Source organism: Dactylosporangium sp. CA-052675, assembly GCF_050947935.1.
Classification (GTDB): Bacteria; Actinomycetota; Actinomycetes; order Mycobacteriales; family Micromonosporaceae; genus Dactylosporangium.
In genome coordinates, this window is record NZ_CP192010.1 from 9,395,269 (window position 1) to 9,420,565 (window position 25,297).

Sequence of the window (25,297 nt, forward strand, 5' to 3'; positions counted from 1 at the left end):
GCCCCAGCCGCGCGAGCGCGAGCGCGGCCAGGCCGAACGCCCGCACCGCCCCAGCCGCACGAGCGCGAGCGCGGCCAGGCCGAACGCCCGCACCCCGAGCCGCACGAACGCGGCCAAGCCGAACGCCCCCCGCCGCACGAACGCGGCCAAGCCGAACGCCCGCACCGCCGCGGCCGCATCAACCCGGCCGGCTCAATCCTCCGCACCGCGGCGGCGCACCCGGCCCCGTCCCACGGGGACCATCGGCCGCCCCTCGCGGCGCGCAGCTCGACGAGGCGCCGCGCCGCGTGCCGCGCCCGACCGCCGCACCACACCGGCTCGCCGCCCGTGAGACCCCGCGCCGCCCGCCCGTCGCGCAGCGGCATCGCAACGTCGCACCACCAGCCCGTCCCGCGCCGCCATCGCATCCGTGACACCTCAACGCCGGGCCGCGTCCCAACTTCCCGCCTCCGCTGAGCAACACGCCGAAGCCCGGGAATCCCCGCAGCCCCCAAGCACAAAAGTGGCCCTAAAACCAAAGTGGCCCTGGAACAAAAGTGGCCCTGGAACAAAGTGGCCGTGGAACAAAAGTGGCCCTGGAACATCGGAAAGCCGAAGCCCACCGATCCTCCAAGGCCACACCACCGACACTCACATGCCGGATAAATTGGATTTACCGGTTACATGCCGACCCTCAACGGCGAGCCGGCGGCACAAAGCTTCAGGCAAACCGCCCCTGGTTGACCCCACCGGTACGCTGCCGAGCCAGCTCGTCATCCGACCGCCAGCCCCGGTCCGCGTGCCGCCCCGAGCCGAAATGCCTCGACGTCACGTTGTCGGTCTCGTCCGACCGCCTCCGCCCGGGCGGAGGCGTCTGCGGCCGAGCGTGCCGCCCGGGCGTCTCCGGGCGCAGCGGCCGGGTGTCGTGCCCGTGGTTCTGCTCCTCGTCATAGCGCCGGTGTCCGCCGGTGGACTCCCCCGACCGGTACGCCTCCCCGCGCGCCGCCAGATCGCGAGCCGCCTGCTGCGGCCCCGTGCTCTCCCCGGTGTAGTCCGACACGTAGTCGGGCGCCCCCGGCTCCCACTCGCCCCACGACGAGCCGGACGCGTACAACGATCCGGACCCATACGGCGACCGCGCCGGAGTGCCCCAGGCCGCCTGGTCGGCGAACCCGGTCTCGTCGTCCCACTCGCTGGCGTCGGCCGCGGCCGAGTACTGCGCCCCGCGCGCGTTCTCCCCGGCCTCCCAGGCCGCCCGATCGCCCCACGCGGTCTCGTCGCCCCAGTTGGCCTGCGCCTGCGCGCCCGGGACGGCCGGGGTGCTCCACGCCGCCCGATCGCCCCACGCGTTGGTCTCGGTCGGCCAGTCCATCGGCGCCGGATCGCGCACCGGCTCGGCGGAGGTCGCGGCCGCCTGCTCCGCCCAAGGGTCCTGCGCCGGCTGGTCGCGCCAGCGATTGTGCACCGGCTGGTCGCCGCGGCGATCCTGCGCCGGCCGGTCGCTCCACTCCGACGGGTGCAGCAGCCGCGACCGCTGGAACCCGTGCGAGTCGGTGTCGGTCCACTCCTCGCCGGCCGCCTCCAGCGCGTGCGAAGCCGGGACCTCCGAGGCGTACGAAGCCTCCGAGGCGTACGAAGCCGAAGCCTCCGGGGCGTACGAAGCCGAGCCGTCCGAAGCGTACGAAGCCGGAGCCGCTGAGCCGTGCGACGCCGGGGCGTCCACCACGGGGACGGGGGCGTCGTCCGAGGCGGGCGAGATCCCGTAGCCGGCGTCGACCACCTCCCGGTTCCCGTCGTCCTCGGCCGCGTGCCGGGACCCCGCGTCCTTCGGCGGCACGGAGATCTTGATGACCCCCACCTTCTTGCGCTGCGCCGGCGGCTCGACGGTCCGCGTCCGCACCGCCGGCGCGGCCGCCGGAGCGGCGGACGCCTCGGCGCCGGCGCGAGCGGACGCGTCCGACCGGAGGGCAGACGCGTCGGACCGGGCGGCGGACGCGTCGGACCGAGCCGCGGACGCGTCCGAACCCGCCCGACCCGCCGTCCGCCCGGCGCGGGCGATCTCGGCGCGGTCGAGCGCGGTCGTGGTACGCCGGGGAACCGAGGCCGGCTCGCCGATGCGGCCATCCGGATCCACCCGAGTGGAGGACGCCCGATCGAGTGAACCCCGCTCCGCTCCGCGCACCAATGCCCGGGCGCGGCGGGACCCGCCGATGACCATGTCGTTGACCTTGACCATGATCGCCACGACGGCCGGCAGGACCGGGACCGCCCACCAGCTGACCAACTCGGCCAGCGCCAGCAGCACCCCGGCGGCGATCATGCACTCGAACAGCAGGAAACTCACGAAGCCGCCCACGTGCAGGTGCCGAAGCCGCAGCGCACGGACGTAGAGCGGAGCCTGTTGCGCGAACCCGTTGCTCGTCGTCATCGTCCTATTCCTCCACCGCGCGCAGCGACCACTGCGAACACCGCCCGCTCGAGGGCATAGCCGCGGTCATCCGATCCACCCTTCACGGCGGCGTTGCACTCTGCAGCCGCTCGCATGGCATCAACGAGCGCCTCGGCCGTCCAGCCACGGGCTTGGCGCTGCGCGCGTTCGACCTTCCACGGAGGCATTCCCAAACTCCCGGCGAGTTGGTATGCGCTGCCCTTGCCGGCGGAGGCCACCCGGGCGACCGTGCGGACCCCGTCGGCGATGGCGTCGGCGATCGGCACGGGGTCGACGCCGACGTGCAGCGCCCACCGCAGCGCCTCCAGCGCGCCGGCCGTGTCGCCGACCATCACGGCGTCGGCGACGCTGAAGCCGGACACCTCGGCCCGGCCCTTGTAGTACTGCGCGACGATCTTGGCGTCGATCCGCCCGCCGGTGTCGGCGACGAGCTGCGAACAGGCCGCGACGATCTCCCGCAGGTCGTTGCCGACCGCCGCGAGCAGCGCCTCGGCCGCGTCGTCGCCGATCTTGCCGCCCTGCCGCCGGATCTCGTTCTTGACGAAGTCGACCCGCTCGCGGTGCTTGCCGATCTTCGCGGCGGGCACGACGTCGGCACCGGCCGCCTTCATGGCGTCGGCGAGCGCCTTGCCCTTGGCCCCGCCGGCGTGCGTGACCACGAGCACCACGTCGTCCTCGGGCGCCTTCGCGTAGGCGGTCAGCGCCGCCGAGACGTCCTTCTTCGCGTCCTGCCCGTCGAGCACGACGATGACCCGCCGCCCGCCGAACAGCGAGGGGCTCAGCATCTCGGCCAGCTCCCCGGCGACCAGCTCCCCGCCGGCCCGCTGCCGCACCTCCGTGTCGGGCTCCTCGGCACGGGCGGCGGCGATGGTCTCGGCGACGGCGCGGGAGACGAGCAGCTCCTCGTCGCCGATCACCAGGCGAAGGCGCGGAAGGTTCGACACGCGGCCCATCGTGTCACGCATCCCGGGCCGCGACCGCGAGGTGCCCGGAGCCGTCGCGCACGACGGCCAGGTCCCCCAGCTGGTCGGTCCGCATGACCCGGGCCCCGTCCCGGGCCAGCGTCGCCATCAACGAGGGGTTCGGATGCCCGTAGTCGTTGCCCACCCCCACGCTGACCAGCGCCACCCGGGGCCGCACCGCCGCGAGGAACTCCGGCGCCTGATACGCGGAGCCGTGGTGGGCGACCTTCAGCACGTCGGCGCGCAGGTCCAGCCCGAGCAGGCTGAGCTGCTCCTCGGTCTCCGCGTCGCCGGTGAGCAGGATGCGGAACCCGCCAGCCGAGACGGCCAGCACGAGCGAGTTGTTGTTCGGATCCGAGCGGGTCCCGGTCACCGGACGCACCGGCCCGAGCACCTCGATCCGCGCCGCGCCCACCGTCAGCGCGGAGCCCGCCGGCGCCGCGACGGCGGCCACCCCGCGCGCCAGCACCGCCGAGCGCGCCCCGGCCGGTTCCGCGAACGCGGGCGCGAGCAGCCCGTCGACCTGCCGCCCGCGCAGCACCCCGTCGAGCCCGCCGACGTGGTCGACGTGGAAGTGGCTGATGACCAGCAGCGGTACCCGCCGCACGCCGAGCCGCCGCAGACACCCGTCCACCGGGTCCGGGGCCGGTCCGGTGTCGACGACCACGGCCGCGCCCGGACCGGCGGCGACGGCGAGCGCGTCGCCCTGCCCGACGTCGCAGGCCACGACGAGCCACCCGCGCGGCGGCCATGCGGCGGCGAGGTAGCGCACCGGCACGGCCCCGAGCACGACCGCCACGGCGACGACGAGCACCCAGCGCCGCACGACCGGCCACCGGAACCCGGCCAGCAGCGCCGCGATGAGCGCCCCGAGCAGCAGCCCGCCGCCCGTCCCGCCGGGCCACGGCAGCAGCCCGGCCGGCACGCCGGCCCCGCGATGGGCGACGAACACGAGCCACCGGGCCGGCCAGGAGGCGACCCAGGCGGCGAAGGCGGCCACGGAGGGCAGAACCGGCGACAGTACCGCCGCCAGAAGCCCGGCGATCGTGGCCGGCGCGACCGCGGGCGCCGCGAGCAGGTTGGCCGGGATCGTGGTCAGGCTGACGCCGGCCGAGATCGCCGCGATCACCGGCGCGCACGCCGCCTGCGCCGCGGCCGGCACCGCGAGCGCCTCGGCCGCCACCCGCGGCCAGCCCCGCGCCCGCAGCGCCTCCGTCCAGCCCGGCGCGATGAGCACCAGCCCGCCGGTGGCCAGCACCGACAGCGCGAACCCGGCGTCCACGGCGAGCTCCGGGTCGACGACGACCAGCCCGAGCACCCCGGTGGCGAGCGCCGGCACCGCCGCCCGGGGCCGCCCGAGCGCGAGCGCGACGAGTGCCAGCCCGCCCATGGCCGCGGCCCGCAGCACGCTCGGCGAGGGCCGCACGAGCACCACGAACCCGGCCAGCGCGACCACGCACACCAGCGCGGCGACCCGCGGCCCGGCCCGGCACCACCGCACCAGGACGAGCACCAGCCCGACCACGATCGCCAGGTTCGCGCCGCTCACGGCGGTCAGGTGCGTGAGCCCGGTCGTCTTGAAGTCCTCGGCGAGCGCGGGATCGAGCCGGCTGGTGTCGCCGACCACGAGCCCCGGCAGCAACCCGCCCGGATCGGCCGGCAGCCCCCGGCAGGCCCGCTGCAGCCCGGCGCGCAGCGACCCGGCCGCCCGCTGCACCCACGGCGCCCGGCCGACCAGCTCCGGCGCCCCGTCGGCCGACAGCAGCGCGGCCCGCAGATCCCCGCCGTCGGGCGACGAGAGCCGGCCGGTGATCCGGACGTGCTGCCCCGGCAGCAGCCCGAGCCACCCGTGGTCGCTCGCGAGCACGAGCACGCGCGAGGACAGCTCGACCCGTTCGCGTTCGAGCCCGATCCAGTCGAGCCGTGCCGGCACGATCACCGTCGCGTTCCGGCCGACGTGCGCCCGCCCGAGCCGCGGGTCGTCGGTGATCTCCAGGCCGGCGAGCACGGTCGCGTGCCGGGCGGCCAGGCCCCGCAGCGGCTCGGCGTCCCGCTCCCCGACCCGCGCCGCCGTGGCCGCCGCGCCGCACGCCACCCCGGCCGCGACGGCGGCGACGATCCAGCGCGAGCCCCGGAACGTCGCGAAGAGCACCACCAGCGCGGCCCCGGCCAGCCCCCAGCCCCACACCGCGGGCAGGAGCAGCGAGCCGATCGCCGCGAACCAGCACCCCAGCGCCGCCCCCACCAGCCGCAGGTCGGCGCTCATACCGTGACCTTGTCCTTGAGCTGCGCGAACTTCGCATCGCCGATGCCCTCGACGTGCCGCAGATCGGTGACCGCGCGAAACCCGCCGTGGGCCTCGCGGTATTCGACGATCCGCTGCGCCAGCACCTCCCCGATGCCGGGCAGCTTCTGCAGCTCGGCGGCGGAGGCGGTGTTGAGGTCCACCAGGCCGGAGCCCGCCCCGGCGACCGGCGGGGCCGGCACCCCGACCGCGATCATCTCCCCGTCGACGACCTTGCGGGCCAGGTTGAGCCCGGTGGTGTCGGTCCCGGCCACGATCCCGCCGGCCGCCTCGATCGCGTCGGCGACCCGCGCCCCGGCGGGCAGCCGCACCAGCCCGGGCCGCTGCACCTTGCCGGTCACGGAGACGATGAGCACCGCCGGGGCCGACGACGGCCCAACGACCGCCGACACGCCCACGGAGGGCGCCGCGGTCACGTGCGGCCGCGAGAACCACACCACCCCGGCCGAGACGCACACCACGATCCCGGCCACCACGAGCAACACCCGGACCCCGCGCCGCCCCGGATCGAACGAGGAGGTCAGAGGTCTTCGGCGCTCCCGGAAGGTCTCGTCCCAGGGATAGTCGTCATCGGGCTCGAGCGGCGTCACACGATCCATGCGCAGGAGGCTAGGCGCGCGAAATCCACGGTGCCGGCCCCCTGTGGACAACTCACGAAATCCTGTGGACCACCACCGCGACCATGCCCGGCCCGACGTGCGCCCCGACCACGGCGCCGACCTCGGTCAGGTACACCTCCCGCAGCCGCTCCCCGATGCGCTCCTTCAGCGTCGTGAGCAGCGCGTCCGCCCGATCCGGGGCGGCCAGATGATGCACCGCGACATCGACGTCAGAAGATCCCGCCGACTCGACCGCGATATCCACCAAACGCGCCAAAGCCCGGCTCGCCGTGCGCACCTTCTCCCGCACCACGACACCCTCGGAGGTCGTGTGCAGGATCGGCTTCACCGACAGCGCGGTGCCCAGCAGCGCGGCCGCCGCCCCGATGCGCCCGCCGCGCCGGAGGAACTCGAGCGTGTCGACGTAGAACAGCGTGGTCGTACGCCCCGCCGCCGCCTCGGCCGCCGCGCGCACCTCGGCGAGCGTGCCCCCGCCCGCGGCCGCCTCGGCGGCGGCGAGCGCGGGGAATCCGAGCCCCATCCCGGTCGACTCGGTGTCGATGACCTCGACCTTGCCGCCGAAGTCCGCGGCGGCCAGGGCCGCGGCGTCGTAGGTGCCGGAGAGCCGCGCCGACAGGTGCACCGACAGCACGCCGTCCGCACCGTCGTCGAGCAGCCTGCGGTACACCTCCGCGAACGCCTCCGGCGACGGCCTCGACGTGGTGACGGCGACCCGGCGCGCGCCCAGCGCCTCCGCGACCGTGGCGGAGTCGATGTCGGCGGTCTCCAGGCCCGGCACGCCGTTGACGACCACGGCGAGCGGCACGACGGTGAGCCGGCCACCGGTGGTGGCGGGCAGCGGCGGCAGATACGCGGTCGAGTCGGTGACCACGGCGACGGCGGGCTGCGGGCGGGTCATGACCGCACCGTAGCCGATCCCGGAAACGGCCAGAAGCCTAGTTCTCGACCCGGCTCACACGAAACGGCGTTCCCTGCTGGCAGGTGGTCATCATGGTGGGCTCGGGCGTGCCGTAGACGGTCAGCGTCTTGCCGCTCTTCATCGACTCCCGGTCGCCGCCGAGCAGGAGGTAGGTCTCCTTGTCGGTGGTCAGCAGCACGCAGCCGGGCTCGACGCCGTCCTTGACCGTGCCCCGCACCGAGACGAGCGGCTGGGCCGAGCCGAGGGTCAGCGACGGCCGGGCGGACGGCACGTCCGACGACGGGGCGGGCGGCACGATGGACGGCGGCGGCGCCGTGACCGGCTCCGACGTCGACCCGCACCCGGCGAGCCCGCCCAGCGCGAGCCCACCAGCGACGATCAGCGCTACAAACCTCATGACACCTTCGACGCTAGACCCGCCCGGACGGTTCCGGGCGGGAACGAGGACGGGTTCGCCGCCGATCAGGGCAGGTTGTGCGCGTCCAGCATCCACCCGCGCACCGGGTCGTGCCGCAGATGGGTGCGGTGGCAGTTGTGCAGCGGGCCGAGCAGCGGGGCGTATTCCAGCGGCCACCCCAGCAGCGCCACGGTGGCGAACCGGGCCGCCGCACCGTGCGTCGCGGCCACGACCACGGCGTCGGGCCCGGCCGCGTCGACCGTGTCCTGCAACACGGCGACCATGCGCTTCGCCACGACGTCGATCTCCTCGACGCCGGCGTCGCCGACCTCCTCGCCGCGCCGCCACCGGGCGAACGCCTCGGGCCAGCGCGCGGTCGCCTCGGGGTGCGTGAGCCCCTCCCACTCGCCGAACCCGCGCTCGCGCAGCCGCGGGTCGAGCGTGGGGGTCAGCCCGGTGGCCGCGGCCAGCGCCCCCGCCGTGGTGGCGGCGCGCTGCAGGTCACTGGAGACGAGGACGGCGGGCCGCAGCGCGGCGAGCCGGGGGGCGCTCTCGGCGGCCTGCTCGATGCCGAGGGCGGACAGCGGTGTGTCGGTCTGCCCCTGAATCCGCCGGGCCGCGTTCCACTCCGTCTGACCGTGCCGCCACAGGATCAGCAGCGTCATGCGGTCGCGGGAAGGTCGCGATCGACGAACTCGATCTGCGGGCAGTCCTTCCACAGCCGGTCGAGCGCGTAGAACTCGCGCTCCTCGGTGTGCTGGACATGCACCACGATGTCGACGTAGTCCAGCAGCACCCACCGCCCGCCGCGCTCACCCTCACGGCGCACCGGCTTCGCCTTCTCCGGCAGCTGCACCAGCCGCTCCTCGATCGCGTCGACGATCGACAGGACCTGCCGCTCGTTCGGCGCCGAGGCCAGCAGGAACGCGTCGGTGATGACCAGCTGGTCGGCCACGTCGAGGATCACGATGTCCTCGGCCTTCTTGTCGGCGGCCGCCTGCGCGGCGGTGAGCGCCAGCTCGCGGGCACGCTCAGTAGCGGGCACCGGACTCCCTTCGTCGGACCACCCCGGCCAAGGTTCGCCGGGCTGGTTCCAGCCTCTCACGCGAGCACGACATTGTGCCCATCAGATGTTTCCGACTTTTCGGTACAAACCCCGCTTCGCGATGTACTGCACCACCCCGTCGGGCACCAGATACCAGACCGGTTTGCCCTCGGCGACGCGCCGGCGGCACGCCGTGGAGGAGATCGCCATCGCCGGGACCTGCACCAGGCTCACCGTGTCGGCCGGCAGGTGCGACGCGCTCAGCTCGAACCCGGGCCGGGTCACGCCCACGAAGTGCGCGAGCTCGAACAGGTCGGAGGCGTCCTTCCACGACAGGATCTTGCCGAGCGCGTCCGCGCCGGTGATGAAGAACAGCTCGGCGTCGGGACCGTACGAGGCGCGCAGGTCACGCAGCGTGTCCACGGTGTACGTGGGCCCGCCGCGGTCGATGTCGACGCGGCTGACCGTGAAGCGCGGGTTGGACGCGGTGGCGATGACGGTCATGAGGTACCGGTCCTCGGCCGGACTGACCGCGCACTCGCTCTTCTGCCACGGCTGCCCGGTCGGGACGAACACGACCTCGTCCAGCCCGAACCGGTCGGCCACCTCGCTCGCGGCCACGAGGTGCCCGTGGTGGATCGGGTCGAAGGTGCCGCCCATGATGCCAACACGCATCAGGGCATCGTAGTGATCGGGGCGCCGGCCCCGGGACGTGTGCAGCGTCACCCGAACGGGCGCGGCGGGTACGACGAACACGGTCGGTAAGCGGTACGGTGACGCGCATGACGATGTCCCACCCCAAGGGCGACTTCGACAGCTCCCGCGCCGTGTGGCGCTCGGCGCCCGGCGACAGCCACGGCAGCCGCGTCGAGGTGGCGTTCGTCGACGACCTCATCGGCCTGCGCAACGGCGCCGACCCGGCCAGCCCCATCCTGGTCTTCACCCAGGACGAGTGGGACGCCTTCGTGGCCGGCGCCAAGGACGGCGAGTTCGACGTCTGAGGCGCCCGCCGAGGACGTTCAAGGCCGGCCCGCCGCACCGGGCCGGCCCGGCCAAGGCGCTGCGTGCGCCCCGCGGAGGCCCGGCTACCGGTGCCACGCGGAGCGCGGCGGTCGGTAACCCGGCCTTCGCGGGGTGCGCGCAGACGGAATCCGGGCCCGCCGCAGCCCCGCCTCGGCGATGCGCCAGGCCTTACACCAGCAGCGACCGGATCGGGGTCATCCGCTCCAGCCGCGGCGCGAGCGCGCGCAGCCGCAGCGCGAGCGTGACCGCCTCGAACGCCGCCTCGTCCGGCCCGCCCGGGTCGCCGCCGAGGCGCTCGAGCACCTCGCCCCAGTCGAAGACCCGGCCGGGCCCGAGGGCCACCGGCCGCCCGACCCGCTCCGCCACCGTCGCCGCGGTGACCAGCGAGTCGTCCGCGATCGCCGCCGCGATCCCGAGCCCCGCCACGTCCAGGTCACGGACCCCGGACACGACGGCGTCGACCAGCGTCGGCGCCGGCCGGTCGAAGGCCACCCAGGCGACCCACCGCGCCCCGGCCCCGGCCCCGGAGCCGGTGTCCAGGGCCGGCACGACGGGCAGCGCCCCGCCGCCCGGCAGCGTCTCCACACACAGGTCGTCCGCCCGCCCGAACAGCGCGTCCGCCGCCGTCTCGGGCACCTCCCCGGCCACCAGGAGCCGGAACTGCCGCAGGCGCATCACGGCCGCCGCCCGCACGCCCGGTGCCGATGGGTGAACGCGTCGATCCGCCGCGCCACCCGGTCCGCCGCCGGCCCCCGCGGCACCGCCGCCGGGATGCCGAGCCAGCCGTGACACCCCGGGCACTCCAGCCGCAGCCAGGCCCGCTCCTCAGAGTTCTCGTCGTTCCACACAGGTTCCTCCCCCGCCGACGCCTCCCCGCCCCCACCAGCGAACACCAAAATCCCCCGCCCGGGAGGGGCCAGCAACGCCCCCTTGACATCTCCCGACCGCTGCTACTATGGGCTCCATGTCGTCGCGAACCGTCCGACAGAACAGCTGGCGCGCCCGCTAGGGGCGGCCAGACTTCGCGCATCGCGACAACCCCACAGACCACCAGGGCCGCCCGGAATCCGGGCGGCTTTTCGGTGTGTGCGGACACCGCCCGGGACCCGGCGGCTCCCCCACCCAGGAGGAACGAGTCCCATGTCCGACCGCCGCATCTCCGGCTTCAAGCCCACCGGCCCGCTTCAGCTCGGCAACTACGTCGGGGCGATCCGCCCGGTGGTCGACGGCCAGGACCGGCCCACGATCGTGTTCGTCGCCGACCTGCACGCCATGACCGTCCCGCACGATCCGCAGCGCCTGCGCGAGCTGTCGCTGCAGGTGTCCGGCCTCCTGCTGGCCTCCGGCGTGGACCCGCGGCGCACCATCCTCTACCGCCAGTCGGACCTGCCCGCCCACGCCGAGCTGCACTACCTGCTCGAGTGCGTCGCGAGCTACGGCGAGGCGCACCGAATGATCCAGTTCAAGGAGAAGGGCGGCGGCAGCGGTACCCGCCTGTCGCTGCTGACCTACCCGGTGCTCATGGCCGCGGACATCCTGCTGCACGACATCGCCGAGGTGCCCGTCGGCCGCGACCAGCGCCAGCACGTCGAGCTCACGCGCGACCTCGCGCTGCGCTTCAACGAGCGCCACGGCCCCGTCTTCACCGTCCCGCGGGCCACGCACCCGGCGATCGCCGCGCGCCTGGCCGACCTCGCGGACCCGGCGGCGAAGATGGGCAAGACGAACGCGTCCGGCAACGGCGTGCTGTTCCTGCTCGACCCGCCGGACGTGCTGCGCCGCAAGATCATGCGGGCGGTCACCGACACGGCCGACGAGATCGTCTACGACCCCGCGACCCGGCCGGGAGTGTCGAATCTGCTGGAGTTGCTCGCCGTGGCCACCGGGGACGACCCGCGGCGGATCGCCTCCGGCCACACCGGCTACGGCGCGCTCAAGAAGGCCACCGCCGACGCGGTGATCGCCCTGCTGGAGCCGATCCAGCGCCGCTACCACGCCCTCAGCGAGGACGACATCGAGCAGATCCTGGCCGACGGGGCCGAGCGCGCCGCCGAACGCGCCGACGCGACCGTGGCCCGCACGAAGGCGGCCATGGGCCTCAGCAGCGCACGGCCCGCTCGCGCAGGTAGCCCAGCGACGCCGGGGACGGCGCCGGCGTCACGCTGAAGCGCGAGGGCCGGTACTCGATCTCCTCGAGGACGAGATCGGCCTCGGCGAGCAGCGCCCACGGCACGTGGAACACCTTCTCGCCCGGCACGGACACGCCCACCAGATCCACGGCGGGCAGCAGCGCCGGCGTCCCGACCGCCCACTGGGCCGAGGTGAACGCCGTGCCGTCCGGCCGGGCGGTGAGGGTGGCCTCGGCCAGCCGCGGATCGCCCAGGGTGCGCCGCTGGTGCTCGGCGACGTCGACGGCGAGCCGCCGGCCGGCCCGCGCCGCGGCCGGGTAGGCCGGATGCCCCCGCTCGGGCAGGAACGGCACCACGCGGCCTTCGTCGTCGGTCGTGTACGCCATCGGCGAGAGCGGCCGCGGCGTGCGCGCGTACTCGTCCGCCGCGAGCTCGTACAACTGCTCGACCAGCCGCGGCTCGTCGGCGCACACGAGCAGCATCAGCGTGCTGGGCAGGAACGCGACCGCCCGGCCCCCGACCTGCTCGTCGAGCTCGGCCAGCCAGCCCTCCAGCAGCACCCACGAGACCAGCTGCTCGCCGCTGTAGTCGGGCACGTGCAGTACCGACGGCCCGAAGAACCCGGCCGAGGAGGGCAGCTCCGCCCGGGCGAGCGTGCGGTGATGGGCCGCGGCGAAGATCGCCTCCGCGCTCACCCCCCACCGGGCCGGGCTGTCGATGTCCAGCGGCACGTCCCCGGCGAGCACGACCTCGTCGAGGTGCGGCAGGGCGGGCCGGCGCAGCGTGCGGGTCCCGCGGGCGGCATGGCGCAGGGCGAGGCGCAGCTCGGGCAGCGCCTCGGCGAAGCTGGCCGGCTGCGCGGGCGGGGTGAGGCTGTGCGCCACGAACTCCCGCACGAACTGTTTGCGGTCGCCGGGTTTGCGCTGGTACTGCGAGAACGCCTTCGACAGAAAGAGCGTGCTGTACGCGTCCTGGCCGCATTCGCAGACGATGGCGAACTGGGTCGGGCGGAATTCGGCGTCGGTGAACCCGAGTCTGCGCAGCTCGGCCAGGACCTGGTCGGCGAAGCGCTCCCGTGGTGAACGGGCCGGTCGGGTCAGCCGCTCGAGGATGCCCACCGAAGCGACACTAGCCTCAGCCGAGCTCCGACGCGATGGGCTCGGGGGCAATCACGAGTTTTTCGTAACAGAGGCTGAGGGGGCTGTGTACGTACGGCCCATACGGCGGAATCGGTCGGTAACCGGCCGATTCGTACAATCGGATCGACTCCGGCTGCCGCGCGCCGGTCTCGAGTCGGATGAACAGGTAGTGCGAGCCCGCGGCCAGGTCCTCCAGCAGGGCGAGCAGCCGCCGGGCGATCCCGTTGCCGCGGTAGGCCGGCCGCACGTACATCCGCTTGACCTCGACCGTCTGGTCGTCCAGCGGCTGGATGGCCCCGCACCCGGCGGCGACCCCGCCGACCGAGGCGAGCACGAACTTCGCGCGCGGGTCGAGCGGGAACCGGCGGGCCTGCGGGTCGCCGTAGCGGTGCGCGGTCTCGTCCGCCGCCAGCGTCACGAGCTCGGCGACGCCCGGGTCGGTCACCGCCCGGCGCATCACCGACAGGTCCCGCCCGGCCTCGTCGAAGCGCTTCTCGAAGCACCGGCTGCCCTCGTACTTCACGTACCGCCCGAACCGCGGGATCGGCCGGTAGCCGGCCCCCAGGAACAGCGCGATGGCCTCGGACGCGGTGACCCCCGCCTCCAGCCGCAGCACCCGGTGGCCGCGGGAGGCGGCGAGGTCCTCGAGGGCGGCGAGCATCCGGCGGCCGAGGCCGCGGCCCCGGTACCCCGGGCGGACGTAGAGCCGGGTCACCTCGGCCGCGTCCAGGTCGATGGCGAGCAGCGCGCCGCACGCCACGGCCTCCCCGCCGACGACCGCGACCAGGTAGCGGGCGGCCGGGTCGACCGAGTACACGTGGCCCTCCCGGCCACCGTCGCGCGCCCGCAGCTCGACCTGCTGGTCGACGACGAGCGCGATCACCTCCGAGTCGTCCGATGGACGTTGCTCGATCAACATGGAACGACGGTACGCACCCTCGATTTCCCCGATGTTTCACTCACCGGGCAAATCGCGTTGCGGAGCGGCTCAGAAGTCGTCGTCGTCGCCCGAAGGGGAACCTTCCAGCTCCTCGTAGGGGCGGCGGCGCGCGGCCCGCATGGCCTTGCGCTGAGCGGCCCCGACCCGCTGGTTCGGCTCCTCGAGGCGGTAGTCGGTGCCCCGGTTGCCGGGCACGAACTCCTCCTCGACGAAAAGGTTCGGCTGCCAATCGAATTCACGAACGCCAATTCGAACCGGATCGCCGGGCTCGGCGCCGGCCTTCTTGAGCGCGACCTCGACCCCGAGCCGGGCGAGCCGGTCGGCGAGGTATCCGACGGCCTCGTCGTTGTCGAAGTTGGTCTGGCGCACCCAGCGCTCGGGCGCGCCGCCCTTGACCACGAACACGCCCTCGGCGTCGCGCTCGATGGTGAACCCGCTGTCGTCGACGGCCACGGGCCGCAGCACGATCCGGGTCCGCTCGGGCGCCGGCGCGGCCAGCCGGTGCTGCTTGACCAGCTCGGACATGGCGAACGTGAGCTCCCGCAGCCCCTCGTGGGTCACGGCGCTGACCTGGTGCACGGCCAACCCGCGCGCCTCGAGCTCGGGCCGCACGATGTCGGCGAGGTCCCGCCCGTCCGGAACGTCGATCTTGTTGAGCACGACGAGCCGCGGCCGATCCTCGAGCCCCCCGTACGCCGCGAGCTCGGCCTCGATCGCGTCGATGTCCGACAGCGGGTCGCGCTCGGTCTCCAGCGCCGCGGTGTCCACGACGTGCACGAGCACCGCGGTGCGCTCGATGTGCCGCAGGAACTCCAGCCCGAGCCCCTTGCCGGTGGCCGCGCCCGGGATGAGCCCCGGCACGTCGGCCACGGTGAACGTCTCGTCGCCGGCCTGCACGACCCCGAGGTTGGGCACCAGCGTGGTGAACGGGTAGTCGGCGATCTTCGGCCGGGCCGCGGAGACGGCCGCGATCAGCGACGACTTGCCGGCGGAGGGGAACCCGACGAGCCCGACGTCGGCGACGCTCTTGAGCTCGAGCACGACGTCGAGCTGCTCGCCCGGCTCGCCGAGCTCGGCGAAGCCCGGGGCCTTGCGCCGGGTGCTGGCCAGCGAGGCGTTGCCGCGCCCGCCGCGCCCGCCGCGGGCCAGCTCGAACCTGGTCCCGGCCCCGACGAGGTCGGCGATGACGTCGCCGTCGAGGGTCTGCACGACGGTGCCGTCGGGCACCCGCAGCTCGAGCGTCTCGCCGTTGGCCCCGTCGCGGTCGTTGCCGGCCCCGCCGTTGCCGTTGCGGGCCTTCTGGTGCGGGTGGAAGTGGAAGTCGAGCAGCGTGTGCACGCCCGGGTCGACGATGAGCGTGACGCTGCCGCCGTGGCCCCCGTCGCCGCCGTCGGGGCCGCCGAACGGCTTGAACTTCTCCCGGTGGATGGACACGCAGCCGTGACCGCCGTCGCCGGCCTTCACGTGCAGCACGGCCCGGTCAACGAACGAGGTCACCGCAGTTCACCCTTCCAACAAAAAATCCAAAGACAAAGATCATGACTCGGGTCCGCGATGGTGCGGACCGTTCCTCCCGCGAGACACCGCTCGGCGCTGCGCGCCGTCGCTGCCAGGTCCGCGGTTGGTCGCGCTGCCCCGAGCATCAGCCCGACGGGCGCGAGGACTGCTGAAACGCAGCAACGGCGGGCGAGGAGCGTTTATGCCCCTGCCCGCCGCCGGAAACCTGCGAGATCAGCCCTCGGCCGGAGTGATGCTGACCGTCTTACGACCACGCTTGGTGCCGAAGGTCACGTGGCCCGGAGCGAGCGCGAACAGCGTGTCGTCCCCGCCACGGCCGACGAGGTCGCCCGGGTGGAACTTGGTGCCGCGCTGACGGATGATGATCTCACCCGCGTTGACCAGCTGGCCACCGAACCGCTTCACGCCGAGCCGCTGGGCGGCGGAGTCGCGCCCGTTCCGCGAGCTGGACGCACCCTTTTTGTGTGCCATCGCGCTTGCCCTACTTCCCGGTGGAGATGCCGGTGACCTTCACCTGGGTCAGCGGCTGACGGTGACCCTGGCGCTTGTGGTAGCCGGTCTTGTTCTTGAACTTGTGGATCCGGATCTTCGGACCCTTGGTGTGCGCGACGACCTCAGCGGTCACCGCGGCGCTGGCAAGCTTGGCCGCGTCGGTGATGAGATCCTCGCCGTCGACAAGCAGGACAGCGGAGAGCGTCAGCGCATCGCCCGGCTCGCCCGCGAGCTTCTCGACCTCGATCACATCGCCCTCGGCGACCTTGTACTGCTTGCCGCCGGTCTTGACGATCGCGTACATGGGACGCGGACTCCTGTCGTAGAGCTCTGGCGGGCTGGTCCGGGATGTGTGCCGTAACAGGCACGCAAAAGACCCCGCGCACGAAAGTGCGCTTTAGAGAGAGTACGCCACGGGTGGCGTACTCCCCAAATCAGGGGCGGGTCCGGCGTCGGACGCCACCCCGGCGAGTGCGGCGACGGGCCCCGTTGCCCGACCCCTCTTCCTCGTCCTCGTCGATGTTGTCGGGGTCGTCGTCCGAGGCGATCGGCGTGAAGTCCGCCTCCTCGGGCGCGTCCGCCGCGGCCTGGACGGTCTCCTCCTCCGCCGGCGCCTCCTCGGCGACGGCGGTGGCCCCGCGGCGACCCCGGCGACGGCCGCGCGGCGCGGGCGCGTCGGCCTCCTCGACCCCGCTGGTCACGCCGGGCGAGCTCGCGGCCGAGGCGACCTTGGCCACCGCGTGGTTGTGACCGTTGCCGCCGCCCCCACCGCCGCCGCCACGCTTCTCCGGGATCGGCTCGGTGTGGATGATCAGGCCGCGGCCCTTGCAGACCTCACAGGTCTCGCTGAAGGCCTCCAGCAGGCCCTGGCCGACCCGCTTGCGGGTCATCTGCACCAGGCCGAGCGAGGTGATCTCGGTGACCTGGTGCTTGGTCCGGTCCCGGCCCAGGCACTCGGTCAGCCGGCGCAGCACCAGCTCGCGGTTGGACTCCAGCACCATGTCGATGAAGTCGATGACGATGATGCCGCCGAGGTCGCGCAGCCGGAGCTGGTGCACGATCTCCTCGGCCGCCTCCAGGTTGTTGCGGGTGACCGTCTCCTCGAGGTTGCCCCCGGCGCCGGTGTACTTGCCGGTGTTGACGTCGATGACGGTCATCGCCTCGGTGCGGTCGATGACCAGGCTGCCGCCGGAGGGCAGGAACACCCGCCGGTCCAGCGCCTTGATCAGCTGCTCGTCGATGCGCAGGTCGGCGAAGACGTCGCCGGCACCGGTGTAGCGGTGCACCCGGTCGACGAGGTCGGGCGAGACGTGCGACAGGTAGGGCTCGACCGACTCGAAGGCCTCGTTGCCCTGGATGACCAGCTCGCGGAAGTCCTCGTTGAACAGGTCGCGCACGACCCGCACGACGAGCTCGGGCTCCTCGTAGAGCAGCGCCGGCGCGCTGCTGCCGCCGGACTTCTCCTGGATGGCCTCCCACTGCGCCTGCAGCCGCTTGACGTCGCGGGCCAGGTCGTCCTCGGAGGCGCCCTCGGCCGCGGTGCGCACGATCACGCCGGCGCCGTCGGGCACGAGGTTCTTGAGCACGTCACGCAGCCGCTTGCGCTCCACGTCGGAGAGCTTGCGGCTGATGCCGGAGGCGTTGCCGTGGGGCACGTAGACCAGGTGGCGCCCGGACAGCGCGATGTGGCTGGTGAGGCGGGCGCCCTTGGTGCCGATGGGGTCCTTGGTGACCTGCACGAGCACCGAGTCGCCGGACTTGAGTGCCTGCTCGATGGTGCGGGTGCGGCCCTCGAGCCCGGTGGCGTCCCAGTTGACCTCGCCGGCGTAGAGCACCGCGTTGCGGCCCCGCCCGATGTCGACGAACGCCGCCTCCATGCTGGGCAGCACGTTCTGGACCCGGCCGAGGTAGACGTTGCCGACCATCGAGCTCGACGACGCCCGGGTCACGTAGTGCTCGACGAGCACCTTGTCCTCGAGCACCGCGATCTGGGTGCGGTCGTTCTTCTGCCGGATGACCATCGTGCGGTCGACGGCCTCGCGGCGGGCCAGGAACTCCGACTCGCTGAGGATCGGCGGGCGGGTGCGGCGCTGCTCGCGGCCGTCCCGGCGGCGCTGGCGCTTGGCCTCGAGCCGGGTCGAGCCGGAGACGCCCTGCACCTCGTCGCGCGCGGCGGAGCGCGGCTCGCGGATCTTGACGACCACGTGCGGGTCGTCGGCGGCCTCGGTGTCGGTCGCGCCCTTGCGCCGGCGGCGGCGCCGGCGGCGGGTCAGGCCCTCGCCGTCGTCCTCGCCGTCCTCGTCGGCGGACGCCTCCGCCTCCTCGTCGGCGGCGCCCTCCTCGCCCTCGCCCTCGGCCTCGGCGCCCTCTTCGCCCTCCTCGAGGTCGTCGACGCCGTTGCCGCGGCCCCGGCCGCGACCGCGCCGGCCCCGGCGGCGCCGCCGGCGCCCGGTGCCCTCGAAGGCGTCCTCGTCCTCTTCCTCGTCCTCGTCGGTCTCGGCCTCGTCGGTGTCGACGGGCGCCTCGACGGCCTCGACCGGCGCCTCGGCGACAACCTCCTCGGCGGCGGCCCGGCCCCGGCGGCGCCGGCGACCGCGGCCGACCGGCTCCTCCTCGGCGAGCTCCTCGTCCTCGGCGGCCGGCACGGGCGCGGGCCGCTCGGCCCGGACCGGCGCGACCTGCTCGCTGGGCGGCATGAACAGCAGCTGCACGGGCGCGGCGCGGCGACCCCGGCGCGCCGGCGGCTCCTCCACGACCAGGGGCTCGAGCTCCTCGGGCGTGTCGGCGTCCTGCTCGGCTTCCTCGGCCGCGAACTCCTCGCCCAGCGGCTCCTCGGCCTCAGCGACCGGCAGCGGCTCGGCCTCGGCGAGAGGCTCGGCGGGAAGTTCGGCGGGAAGTTCGGCGGCGGGCTCCGCAAGCGGCTCCGGCTCGACGGCCTTGGTGCGGGTCCGCCGGGCCCGGGTGGCCTTGACGGGCGGGGGCGGTTCGTCCAGCGGCAGCGCCTGCTGCCCGGACTCGCCGGAATCGCCGGTTTCGGCGGCTTCGGGGGCCGGCGTCACCTTCCGCCGTCGGCGGGTGGGCGCGGGGGCCGGCTCCTCGGCGGGAGCCGCGGCCTCAGGGGTCTCGGGGGAATCCGCCGCGGGCGCCTCGGCGGAGGCGGCCGCGGTGGCCTTGGTGGTCCGGCGCCGGGTGCGCCGGACGGGGGCGGTGGTCTCGTCTTCGCTGGCTGCGGCAGCAGCCACCGGCTCGTCGCCGGTGGTCTCGCCGCTCGCCGACTCGTTGTCGAACATGCGGACGTTCTCCAGTTCTGGCGCTCCCGGGCGCGTAGCAACGCAGCCACACGGGGGCACCGCATATATGTTGTGCCGGCGGAGGTATCCGCTCACGCGGACGATCCGCCGAAAGTCTGCCAACCTCGTGCCCGGCGACCGGCGGCCCGCCACTTGGCGGATCACCCGTCGTCTACTGCGACGAAGTCCCTACGACGGCCGCCGGCCGATCCCCGTCGCCGAACTGGGCGAGCGGATCGACGAGTTCACCCTGCGCGGTCAGCACTCCCTGAGCCAGTCGGGTCGCACGGGGCGGAACCGGCGGCTCCAGGTCGGCCACAACGCGCAGACCGGACAGCACATCGTCGGGTCGCACGGTCGGGGTCACCTGCCGCACGACAAGGTCGAGTATCGCACACGGTATGTCGGTGACCTCGGAAGGTAGGTCACCGTTGGTGGAATCCGACAGAATTTCAAGATCAGAGGCGTCGAGACGGACCACCGCGGCCCGCGTGTCGAAGGTCCGCCGGCCCTGCTTCGTGAGCCGGTCGACGAGCACCTCGGGCGCGTCGAGGAAGGTGCGGACGGCGACGGCGGCGTCCGCTCCGGAGATGCCGGGCAGCTCGATGCGCCAGGTCGACGCGTCGATGCGGTCGGCGAGGCTGCCCCCGCCGGTGAGCGGCGACTCGACCGCCTCCAGCACGTCGAGGCCCGGCGAGAGGGCCGCGTCGAGGGCCCGGCGCAGCTCGTCCGGGTCGACGACGGCCCGCAGGCCGATCTCCAGATACTCCGCCTCGCTGGCCACTCCGGTCGGCGCGGCGGACGCGTAGGAGACCTTCGGGTGCGGGGTGAAGCCCTGCGAGTAGGCGATGGGCACGTTGGCCCGCAGCAGCGCCCGCTCGAACGCGCGCGCGAAGTCCCGGTGGGAGGTGAACCGCAGCGGGCCCCGCTTGGCGTAGCGCAGCCGGATCCGCTGCACCACCGGGTCCTGGTTCGCCTCAGGCTGCCGCTTAGCCATGCCCGGCTCCGACCCCGGGCACGCGCAGCCCGCCGACCGGCGTGAGCGGGAGCAGCTTGCGCCCGGTCGGGCCGATCTGGATCTCGGTGTCCTGGCTGGGGCACACGCCGCAGTCGAAGCACGGGGTCCAGCGGCAGTCGTCCTGCTCGTAGCCGGTCAGGGCGTCCTGCCAGTCCTGCCAGAGCCAGTCCTTGTCGAGGCCCGAGTCGAGGTGGTCCCAGGGCAGGACCTCGTGCTGCTCGCGCTCGCGGGTCGTGTACCAGGCCAGGTCGACGCCGTAGGCCGGCAGCACCTCCGCCGCCGCGTCGACCCAGCGCCGGAAGGAGAAGTGCTCCGACCAGCCGTCGAAGCGCCCGCCGTTCTCCCAGACCCGCCGGATGACCGCCCCGACGCGCCGGTCGCCCCGGCTGAGCAGGCCCTCGACCTGGGAGGGCTCGCCGTCGTGGTACCGGTAGCCGATCGCCTTGCCCAGCGAGCGGTCCGAGTTGATGGCCTCCTTGAGCGCCTTGAGCCGCCGGTCGATGACCTCCGGCTCCTCCATCGCCGCCCACTGGAACGGCGTGTGCGGCTTGGGCACGAACCCGCCGATGGACACCGTGCAGCGGATGTCCCGCGAGCCGGTGGCCGAGCGCCCGGCGCGGATGACCTCGTGCGCGAGCTTGGCGATCTGCAGCACGTCGTCGTCGGTCTCGGTGGGCAGACCGCACATGAAGTACAGCTTCACCTGCCGCCACCCGTTGGTGTAGGCGGTGACGACGGTCCGGATCAGGTCCTCCTCGGTGACCATCTTGTTGATCACCTGGCGGATCCGCTCCGAGCCGCCCTCGGGCGCGAAGGTGAGCCCGGTGCGCCGCCCGTTGCGGGACAGCTCCTGGGCGAGCGTCACGTTGAACGCGTCCACCCGGGTGGAGGGCAGCGACAGCGAGACGTTCGTGCCCTCGTACTGCTGCGCCAGCCCCGAGCACATGTCGCCGATCTCGGAGTGGTCGGCCGAGGACAGCGAGAGCAGCCCGACCTCGTGGAAGCCGGAGAACTCCAGCCCCTCCTTGACCATCTGCCCCACCGTCGTGATGCTGCGCTCGCGCACCGGCCGCGTGATCATGCCGGCCTGGCAGAAGCGGCACCCGCGCGTGCAGCCGCGGAAGATCTCCACCGCGTAGCGCTCGTGCACCGTCTCGGCCAGCGGCACCAGGGGCTTCTTCGGGTACGGCCAGGCATCGAGGTCCATCGTGGTGCGCTTGTGCACCCGGAAGGGCACGTCGGCGCGGTTGGGCACGACCCGCTGGATGCGCCCGTCGGCCAGGTAGTCCACGTCGTAGAAGCGCGGCACGTAGACCGACTCGGTGCGGGCCAGCCGCAGCAGCAGCTCGTCGCGGCCGCCGGGCTCCCCCTCCGCCTTCCACTCGCGGACGATGGCGGTGATCTCGAGCACCGCCTCCTCGCCGTCGCCGAGCACGGCGGCGTCGATGAAGTCGGCGATCGGCTCCGGGTTGAAGGCCGCGTGGCCGCCGGCGACCACGATCGGGTGCCGGGCATCCCGCTCGCGCGCGTCGAGCGGGATGCCGGCCAGGTCGAGCATGGTGAGCAGGTTGGTGTAGCCGAGCTCGGTGGAGAACGAGACGCCGAAGAGGTCGAACGCGGTGACCGGCCGGTGCGCGTCCACGGTGAACTGCGGCACACCCTCGCTGCGCATGAGCTGCTCGAGGTCGGGCCAGACCGCGTAGGTGCGCTCGGCGAGCACGTCGGGCTGCTCGTTGAGCACCTCGTAGAGGATCTGCACGCCCTGGTTGGGCAGGCCGACCTCGTAGGCGTCCGGGTAGGACAGCACCCAGCGGACGGCGACCGAGTCCCAGTCCTTCACGACCGCGCCGAGCTCACCGCCGACGTACTGGATCGGCTTGCTGATCCGCGGAAGCAGTCGCTCGAGTTGGGGGAAGACGCTCGTCACACTCACGGAATACCAGAGTACCTACCCGGGAACCTGTTCCTCTCGCTGCCGCCGGTGGGGTGCCCGCCCGCGGGGCTGCCTCGGGGCCGGCGTGCCGGGGTGCGGGTCGGGAATGGGCAGCGTGACGGGCTCGCCCGCCTTCACCGACACCCGTTCGCCATGGTGGCGCAGCGCGACCTCGCCCTGGTCCACGGAGTAGGTCGCCCGTCCGTGCTCGACCTCCACCCGCAGCACGTCGCCGTGGATGGTGAGCGCGAACTTGAGCCGCTCCATCCGCGCGGGCAGCCGGGGCACGAACGACAGCTCCCCGCCGTAGTCGCGCATGCCGCCGAAGCCGGCCACGATCGCCAGCCAGGTGCCCGCCAGCGAGGCCATGTGCAGGCCGTCGCCCGCGTTGTGCTGCAGGTCGTAGAGGTCGACGAAGGCCGCCTCGCCCAGGTAGTCGTAGGCGAGCTCGGTGTGCCCGACCTCGGCCGCTATGACCGCCTGGGTGCACGCCGACAGCGAGGAGTCACGGACCGTGCGCTCGTCGTAGTAGTAGAAGTTGCGGGCCTTCTGCTCCGGCGTGAACGCGTCGCCGCGCCAGTGCATCGCCAGCACCAGGTCGGCCTGCTTGACCACCTGGCGGCGGTACAGGTCGAAGTACGGGTAGTGCAGCAGCAGCGGGTAGTGCTCGGGCGGCGTGTTCGCGAAGTCCCACTCCTGGTGCAGGGTGAAGTTCACCGACTGCTGGTGCACGCCGAGTTCGTGGTCGAAGGGCAGGTGCACCTTCTCCGCCGCGTCGCGCCACGAGGAGATCTCCTCGTCGTCGACCCCGAACTCGCGGGCCTTCTCCGGGTGCCGCTCCGCCGCGTCGGCCGCCGCGCGCAGGTTCTGCTGCGCCATGAGGTTCGTGTAGATGTTGTCGTCGGCGATCGCCGAGTACTCGTCCGGCCCGGTCACCCCGTCGATGTGGAACACGCCGTGGCGGTCGTGGTGGCCGAGCGAGCGCCACAGCCGGGCGGTCTCGACCAGCAGCTCCAGCCCCAGGTCGGCCTCGAAGCGGGTGTCGCCGGTCGCCTGCACGTAGCGCACCACCGCCGCGGCGATGTCGGCGTTGACGTGGAACCCGGCGGTCCCGGCCGGCCAGTAGGCCGAGCACTCCTGGCCGCGGATGGTCCGCCACGGGAAGGTGGCGCCCTTGAGCCCCAGCTGCCGGGCCCGGTCGCGGGCCAGGTCGAGCGTGTCGTGGCGCCAGCGCAGCCCGTCGCGGGCGACCTGGGGGTGGGTGTACGTCAGCACCGGCAGCACGAAGCCCTCGGTGTCCCAGAAGACGTGCCCGTCGTAGCCGCGCCCGGTGAGCCCCTTGGCCGCGATCGGGCGGGCCTCGGCGCGCGCCCCGGCCTGCATGAGGTGGAACAGCGCGAAGCGGACCGCCTGCTGGATCTCGGCGTCGCCGTCGATCTCCACGTCGGCCTGGGCCCAGAACCGGTCCAGGTAGGTCCGCTGGGCCTTGACCAGCCCGTCCCAGCCGCCGAGCTTGGCCCCGGCCACGGCGCCGTGCACCTGGTCGCGGATCGCCTGCCGGGAGCGCTGGCTGGACCAGCCGTAGGCGAGGTACTTCACGATCCGCAGCCGCTGGCCGGGCTGCAGCTCGCAGGCGAACGTGGTGCGGGCCCAGTCGTCGATGGTCTCGGTCTGCGTGCGCACCGGCACGGGCGCCTCGACCTCGTGGTCCATCTCGGCGCCGAGGCGCAGGCGGCTGGCGTTGGTGCGGTGCAGCAGCTGGGCGTTGAGATCGCGGGCGTACTGCCCCTCGGCGACCAGCGCGTGCCCGAGCGCGGCGGCGACCCGCGGGTCCTTGCTCGGCGTCGGCACGTCCTCGTTGGCCACCAGCTCGGACTGCACGATCACCCGGGCCGGCTCGTCGACCGGCTCGACCTCGTAGAGGAACGCGGCGACCGAGCGCTGCTCCAGCGAGACCAGCCGGACCGTGCGCACCTTGATCCGCTGGCCGGCCGGCGAGGACCAGTCGACGTCGCGCAGCAGGGTGCCGGCGCGCAGGTCGAGCACGCGCTCGTGGCCGTGGAGCCGCCCGTACCGCACGTCGAACGGCTCGTCGTCGACCAGCAGCCGGAAGACCTTGCCGTTGGTGACGTTGAGGATCGTCTGGCCCTCCTCCGGGAAGCCGTACCCGGCCTCGGCGTAGGGCAGCGGGCGCTCCTCGAAGAAGGAGTTCAGGTAGGTTCCGGGCAGGCCGTAGGGCTCGCCCTCGTCCAGGTTGCCGCGCAGGCCGATGTGGCCGTTGGCCAGGGAGAACAGCGACTCGGTCTGGCTTAGCGCGTTGATGTCGAGGCTGGTCTCGCGCAGGGCCCAGGGCTCGACGGGGAAGGCGCTCATGCCTGCTCTCCCAACAGCTCGGCCAGGTCTCGTACGACCACGTCGGCACCGCTGCGGCGCAGGTCCTCGCCGTGCTCGCCGCCGACCCGGTCGATGCCCACGACGAAGAACCCGCCGGCCCGGCCGGCCGCGACTCCCGCGAGGGCGTCCTCGAACACGGCGGCCCGGGCGGGCTCGACGCCCAGCTCGCGCGCCGCCTCCAGGAACGTGTCCGGGGCCGGCTTGCCCTTGAGCCCGCGCTCGCGGATGGTCACCCCGTCGACCCGGGCCTCCAGCATCGGCGCCAGCCCCGTCGCCGTGATGACCTGCAGCGTGTTGGCGCTGGAGCTCACGACCGCCCGGCGCAGCCCGGCCGCCTGCGCGCGCTCCAGGTAGGTCACCGAGGACGGATACGGCTGCAGCCCGCCCTGCTCCAGCAGCTTCAGCAGCAGCTCGTTCTTGCGGTTGCCCAGGCCGTTCACCGTCTGTTCATCCGGCGAGTCGTCGGGGGTGCCCTGGGGCAGCGAGATGCCCCGGGAGGTCAGGAAGTCGCGGACGCCGGCCTCGCGGGGCTTGCCGTCCACATAGTCGTTGTAGTCGTGGACCGGGTCGAACTCCCGCAAGCCCCTGGCCTTGAGGAACTCGTTGAAGGTCGCCGTCCAGGCCTTGTTGTGCACGACCGCCGTCGGGGTCAGTACACCGTCAAGATCGAACAGGCACGCGGTCACATGATCCGGTAGACCCAGCACGATCCCGACGTTAACCCCGAACAGCGAACTCTGCGCGG

Annotated in this window: 23 protein-coding genes; 2 read left to right on the forward strand and 21 right to left on the reverse strand. The window is 73.4% G+C overall.

The genetic code is table 11. The features are described from left to right. Positions 1-700: 700 nt before the first annotated feature. From ACQP1P_RS42120 to nadD, 9 genes are all read right to left on the reverse strand, one after another. Complete coding sequence (locus ACQP1P_RS42120; RefSeq protein WP_433080118.1) at positions 701-2,407, reverse strand: hypothetical protein; 1,707 nt, start codon at positions 2,405-2,407, stop codon at positions 701-703. Further along, positions 2,404-3,381, reverse strand: coding sequence for a DNA polymerase III subunit delta (holA, locus tag ACQP1P_RS42125; protein WP_433090343.1), 978 nt, complete (start codon positions 3,379-3,381; stop codon positions 2,404-2,406). Before holA ends, ACQP1P_RS42120 begins: the two co-directional genes overlap by 4 nt. 4 nt (positions 3,382-3,385) lie before the next feature. Next, positions 3,386-5,656: a ComEC/Rec2 family competence protein gene (locus ACQP1P_RS42130; RefSeq protein ID WP_433080120.1), complete on the reverse strand. Its 2,271-nt coding sequence runs from the start codon at positions 5,654-5,656 to the stop codon at positions 3,386-3,388. Further along, complete coding sequence (locus tag ACQP1P_RS42135; protein ID WP_433080122.1) at positions 5,653-6,294, reverse strand: helix-hairpin-helix domain-containing protein; 642 nt, start codon at positions 6,292-6,294, stop codon at positions 5,653-5,655. The genes ACQP1P_RS42130 and ACQP1P_RS42135 overlap by 4 nt, the downstream gene beginning before the upstream one ends. Before the next feature lie 52 nt (positions 6,295-6,346). After that, positions 6,347-7,213 (reverse strand): DegV family protein, encoded by an 867-nt coding sequence (locus ACQP1P_RS42140; RefSeq protein WP_433080124.1) that lies wholly within the window; start codon positions 7,211-7,213, stop codon positions 6,347-6,349. Positions 7,214-7,250: 37 nt separating this feature from the next. Continuing rightward, positions 7,251-7,631, reverse strand: a complete 381-nt coding sequence (locus ACQP1P_RS42145) for a hypothetical protein (RefSeq protein ID WP_433080126.1) — start codon at positions 7,629-7,631, stop codon at positions 7,251-7,253. A gap of 65 nt (positions 7,632-7,696) precedes the next feature. Continuing rightward, on the reverse strand, positions 7,697-8,296 hold the full coding sequence (locus ACQP1P_RS42150; protein WP_433080128.1) for a histidine phosphatase family protein: 600 nt from the start codon (positions 8,294-8,296) through the stop codon (positions 7,697-7,699). After that, complete coding sequence (gene rsfS / locus ACQP1P_RS42155; RefSeq protein ID WP_433080130.1) at positions 8,293-8,676, reverse strand: ribosome silencing factor; 384 nt, start codon at positions 8,674-8,676, stop codon at positions 8,293-8,295. The genes ACQP1P_RS42150 and rsfS overlap by 4 nt, the downstream gene beginning before the upstream one ends. A gap of 81 nt (positions 8,677-8,757) precedes the next feature. Further along, positions 8,758-9,336, reverse strand: coding sequence for a nicotinate-nucleotide adenylyltransferase (gene nadD, locus ACQP1P_RS42160; protein ID WP_433090345.1), 579 nt, complete (start codon positions 9,334-9,336; stop codon positions 8,758-8,760). Between the two features lie 128 nt (positions 9,337-9,464). Here nadD and ACQP1P_RS42165 point away from each other — a divergent pair, with 128 nt between their 5' ends. Next, positions 9,465-9,677: a DUF397 domain-containing protein gene (locus tag ACQP1P_RS42165; RefSeq protein WP_433090347.1), complete on the forward strand. Its 213-nt coding sequence runs from the start codon at positions 9,465-9,467 to the stop codon at positions 9,675-9,677. 190 nt (positions 9,678-9,867) lie between these two features. Here ACQP1P_RS42165 and ACQP1P_RS42170 read toward each other — a convergent pair whose 3' ends face one another. Together ACQP1P_RS42170 and ACQP1P_RS42175 are read right to left on the reverse strand one after the other, a co-directional pair. Beyond that, the gene (locus ACQP1P_RS42170) at positions 9,868-10,377 is read right to left on the reverse strand and encodes a hypothetical protein (protein ID WP_433080132.1); all 510 of its coding nucleotides are present in this window, start codon (positions 10,375-10,377) and stop codon (positions 9,868-9,870) included. Continuing rightward, complete coding sequence (locus ACQP1P_RS42175; protein ID WP_433080134.1) at positions 10,374-10,547, reverse strand: hypothetical protein; 174 nt, start codon at positions 10,545-10,547, stop codon at positions 10,374-10,376. Before ACQP1P_RS42175 ends, ACQP1P_RS42170 begins: the two co-directional genes overlap by 4 nt. Positions 10,548-10,839: 292 nt before the next feature. On the opposite strand from ACQP1P_RS42175, the gene trpS reads away from it, so the two are divergent. Then, positions 10,840-11,865, forward strand: a complete 1,026-nt coding sequence (gene trpS / locus ACQP1P_RS42180; RefSeq protein WP_433080136.1) for a tryptophan--tRNA ligase — start codon at positions 10,840-10,842, stop codon at positions 11,863-11,865. Here the strand turns inward: trpS and ACQP1P_RS42185 are convergent. The 10 genes from ACQP1P_RS42185 to ACQP1P_RS42230 all read right to left on the reverse strand — a co-directional run bounded on the left by ACQP1P_RS42185 (position 11,798) and on the right by ACQP1P_RS42230 (position 25,259). Further along, positions 11,798-12,946, reverse strand: coding sequence for a hypothetical protein (locus ACQP1P_RS42185; RefSeq protein WP_433080138.1), 1,149 nt, complete (start codon positions 12,944-12,946; stop codon positions 11,798-11,800). The two genes, trpS and ACQP1P_RS42185, sit on opposite strands and share 68 nt — an antisense overlap. A 16-nt stretch (positions 12,947-12,962) precedes the next feature. Then, complete coding sequence (locus ACQP1P_RS42190) at positions 12,963-13,886, reverse strand: GNAT family N-acetyltransferase (RefSeq protein WP_433080140.1); 924 nt, start codon at positions 13,884-13,886, stop codon at positions 12,963-12,965. 69 nt (positions 13,887-13,955) lie between these two features. Then, positions 13,956-15,404: a GTPase ObgE gene (gene obgE / locus ACQP1P_RS42195; RefSeq protein ID WP_433080142.1), complete on the reverse strand. Its 1,449-nt coding sequence runs from the start codon at positions 15,402-15,404 to the stop codon at positions 13,956-13,958. Between the two features lie 234 nt (positions 15,405-15,638). Further along, entirely contained in the window at positions 15,639-15,896 is a 258-nt protein-coding gene (gene rpmA, locus ACQP1P_RS42200; RefSeq protein WP_433080144.1) for a 50S ribosomal protein L27, read from the reverse strand. 10 nt (positions 15,897-15,906) lie between these two features. Further along, complete coding sequence (gene rplU / locus ACQP1P_RS42205) at positions 15,907-16,221, reverse strand: 50S ribosomal protein L21 (RefSeq protein WP_345136130.1); 315 nt, start codon at positions 16,219-16,221, stop codon at positions 15,907-15,909. Positions 16,222-16,351: 130 nt separating this feature from the next. Further along, positions 16,352-19,207 carry an Rne/Rng family ribonuclease gene (locus ACQP1P_RS42210; protein ID WP_433080146.1) on the reverse strand — a complete coding sequence of 952 codons (2,856 nt, stop codon included), beginning with the start codon at positions 19,205-19,207 and terminating at the stop codon, positions 16,352-16,354. Between the two features lie 172 nt (positions 19,208-19,379). Further along, the gene (locus tag ACQP1P_RS42215; RefSeq protein WP_433090349.1) at positions 19,380-20,126 is read right to left on the reverse strand and encodes a TIGR03936 family radical SAM-associated protein; all 747 of its coding nucleotides are present in this window, start codon (positions 20,124-20,126) and stop codon (positions 19,380-19,382) included. A 70-nt stretch (positions 20,127-20,196) separates the two neighbouring features. Beyond that, the gene (locus tag ACQP1P_RS42220) at positions 20,197-22,158 is read right to left on the reverse strand and encodes a TIGR03960 family B12-binding radical SAM protein (protein WP_433080148.1); all 1,962 of its coding nucleotides are present in this window, start codon (positions 22,156-22,158) and stop codon (positions 20,197-20,199) included. A 15-nt stretch (positions 22,159-22,173) separates the two neighbouring features. Further along, positions 22,174-24,531, reverse strand: coding sequence for a glycoside hydrolase family 65 protein (locus tag ACQP1P_RS42225; RefSeq protein ID WP_433080150.1), 2,358 nt, complete (start codon positions 24,529-24,531; stop codon positions 22,174-22,176). Then, positions 24,528-25,259, reverse strand: coding sequence for a beta-phosphoglucomutase family hydrolase (locus ACQP1P_RS42230; protein WP_433080152.1), 732 nt, complete (start codon positions 25,257-25,259; stop codon positions 24,528-24,530). Before ACQP1P_RS42230 ends, ACQP1P_RS42225 begins: the two co-directional genes overlap by 4 nt. Positions 25,260-25,297: the final 38 nt, after the last annotated feature.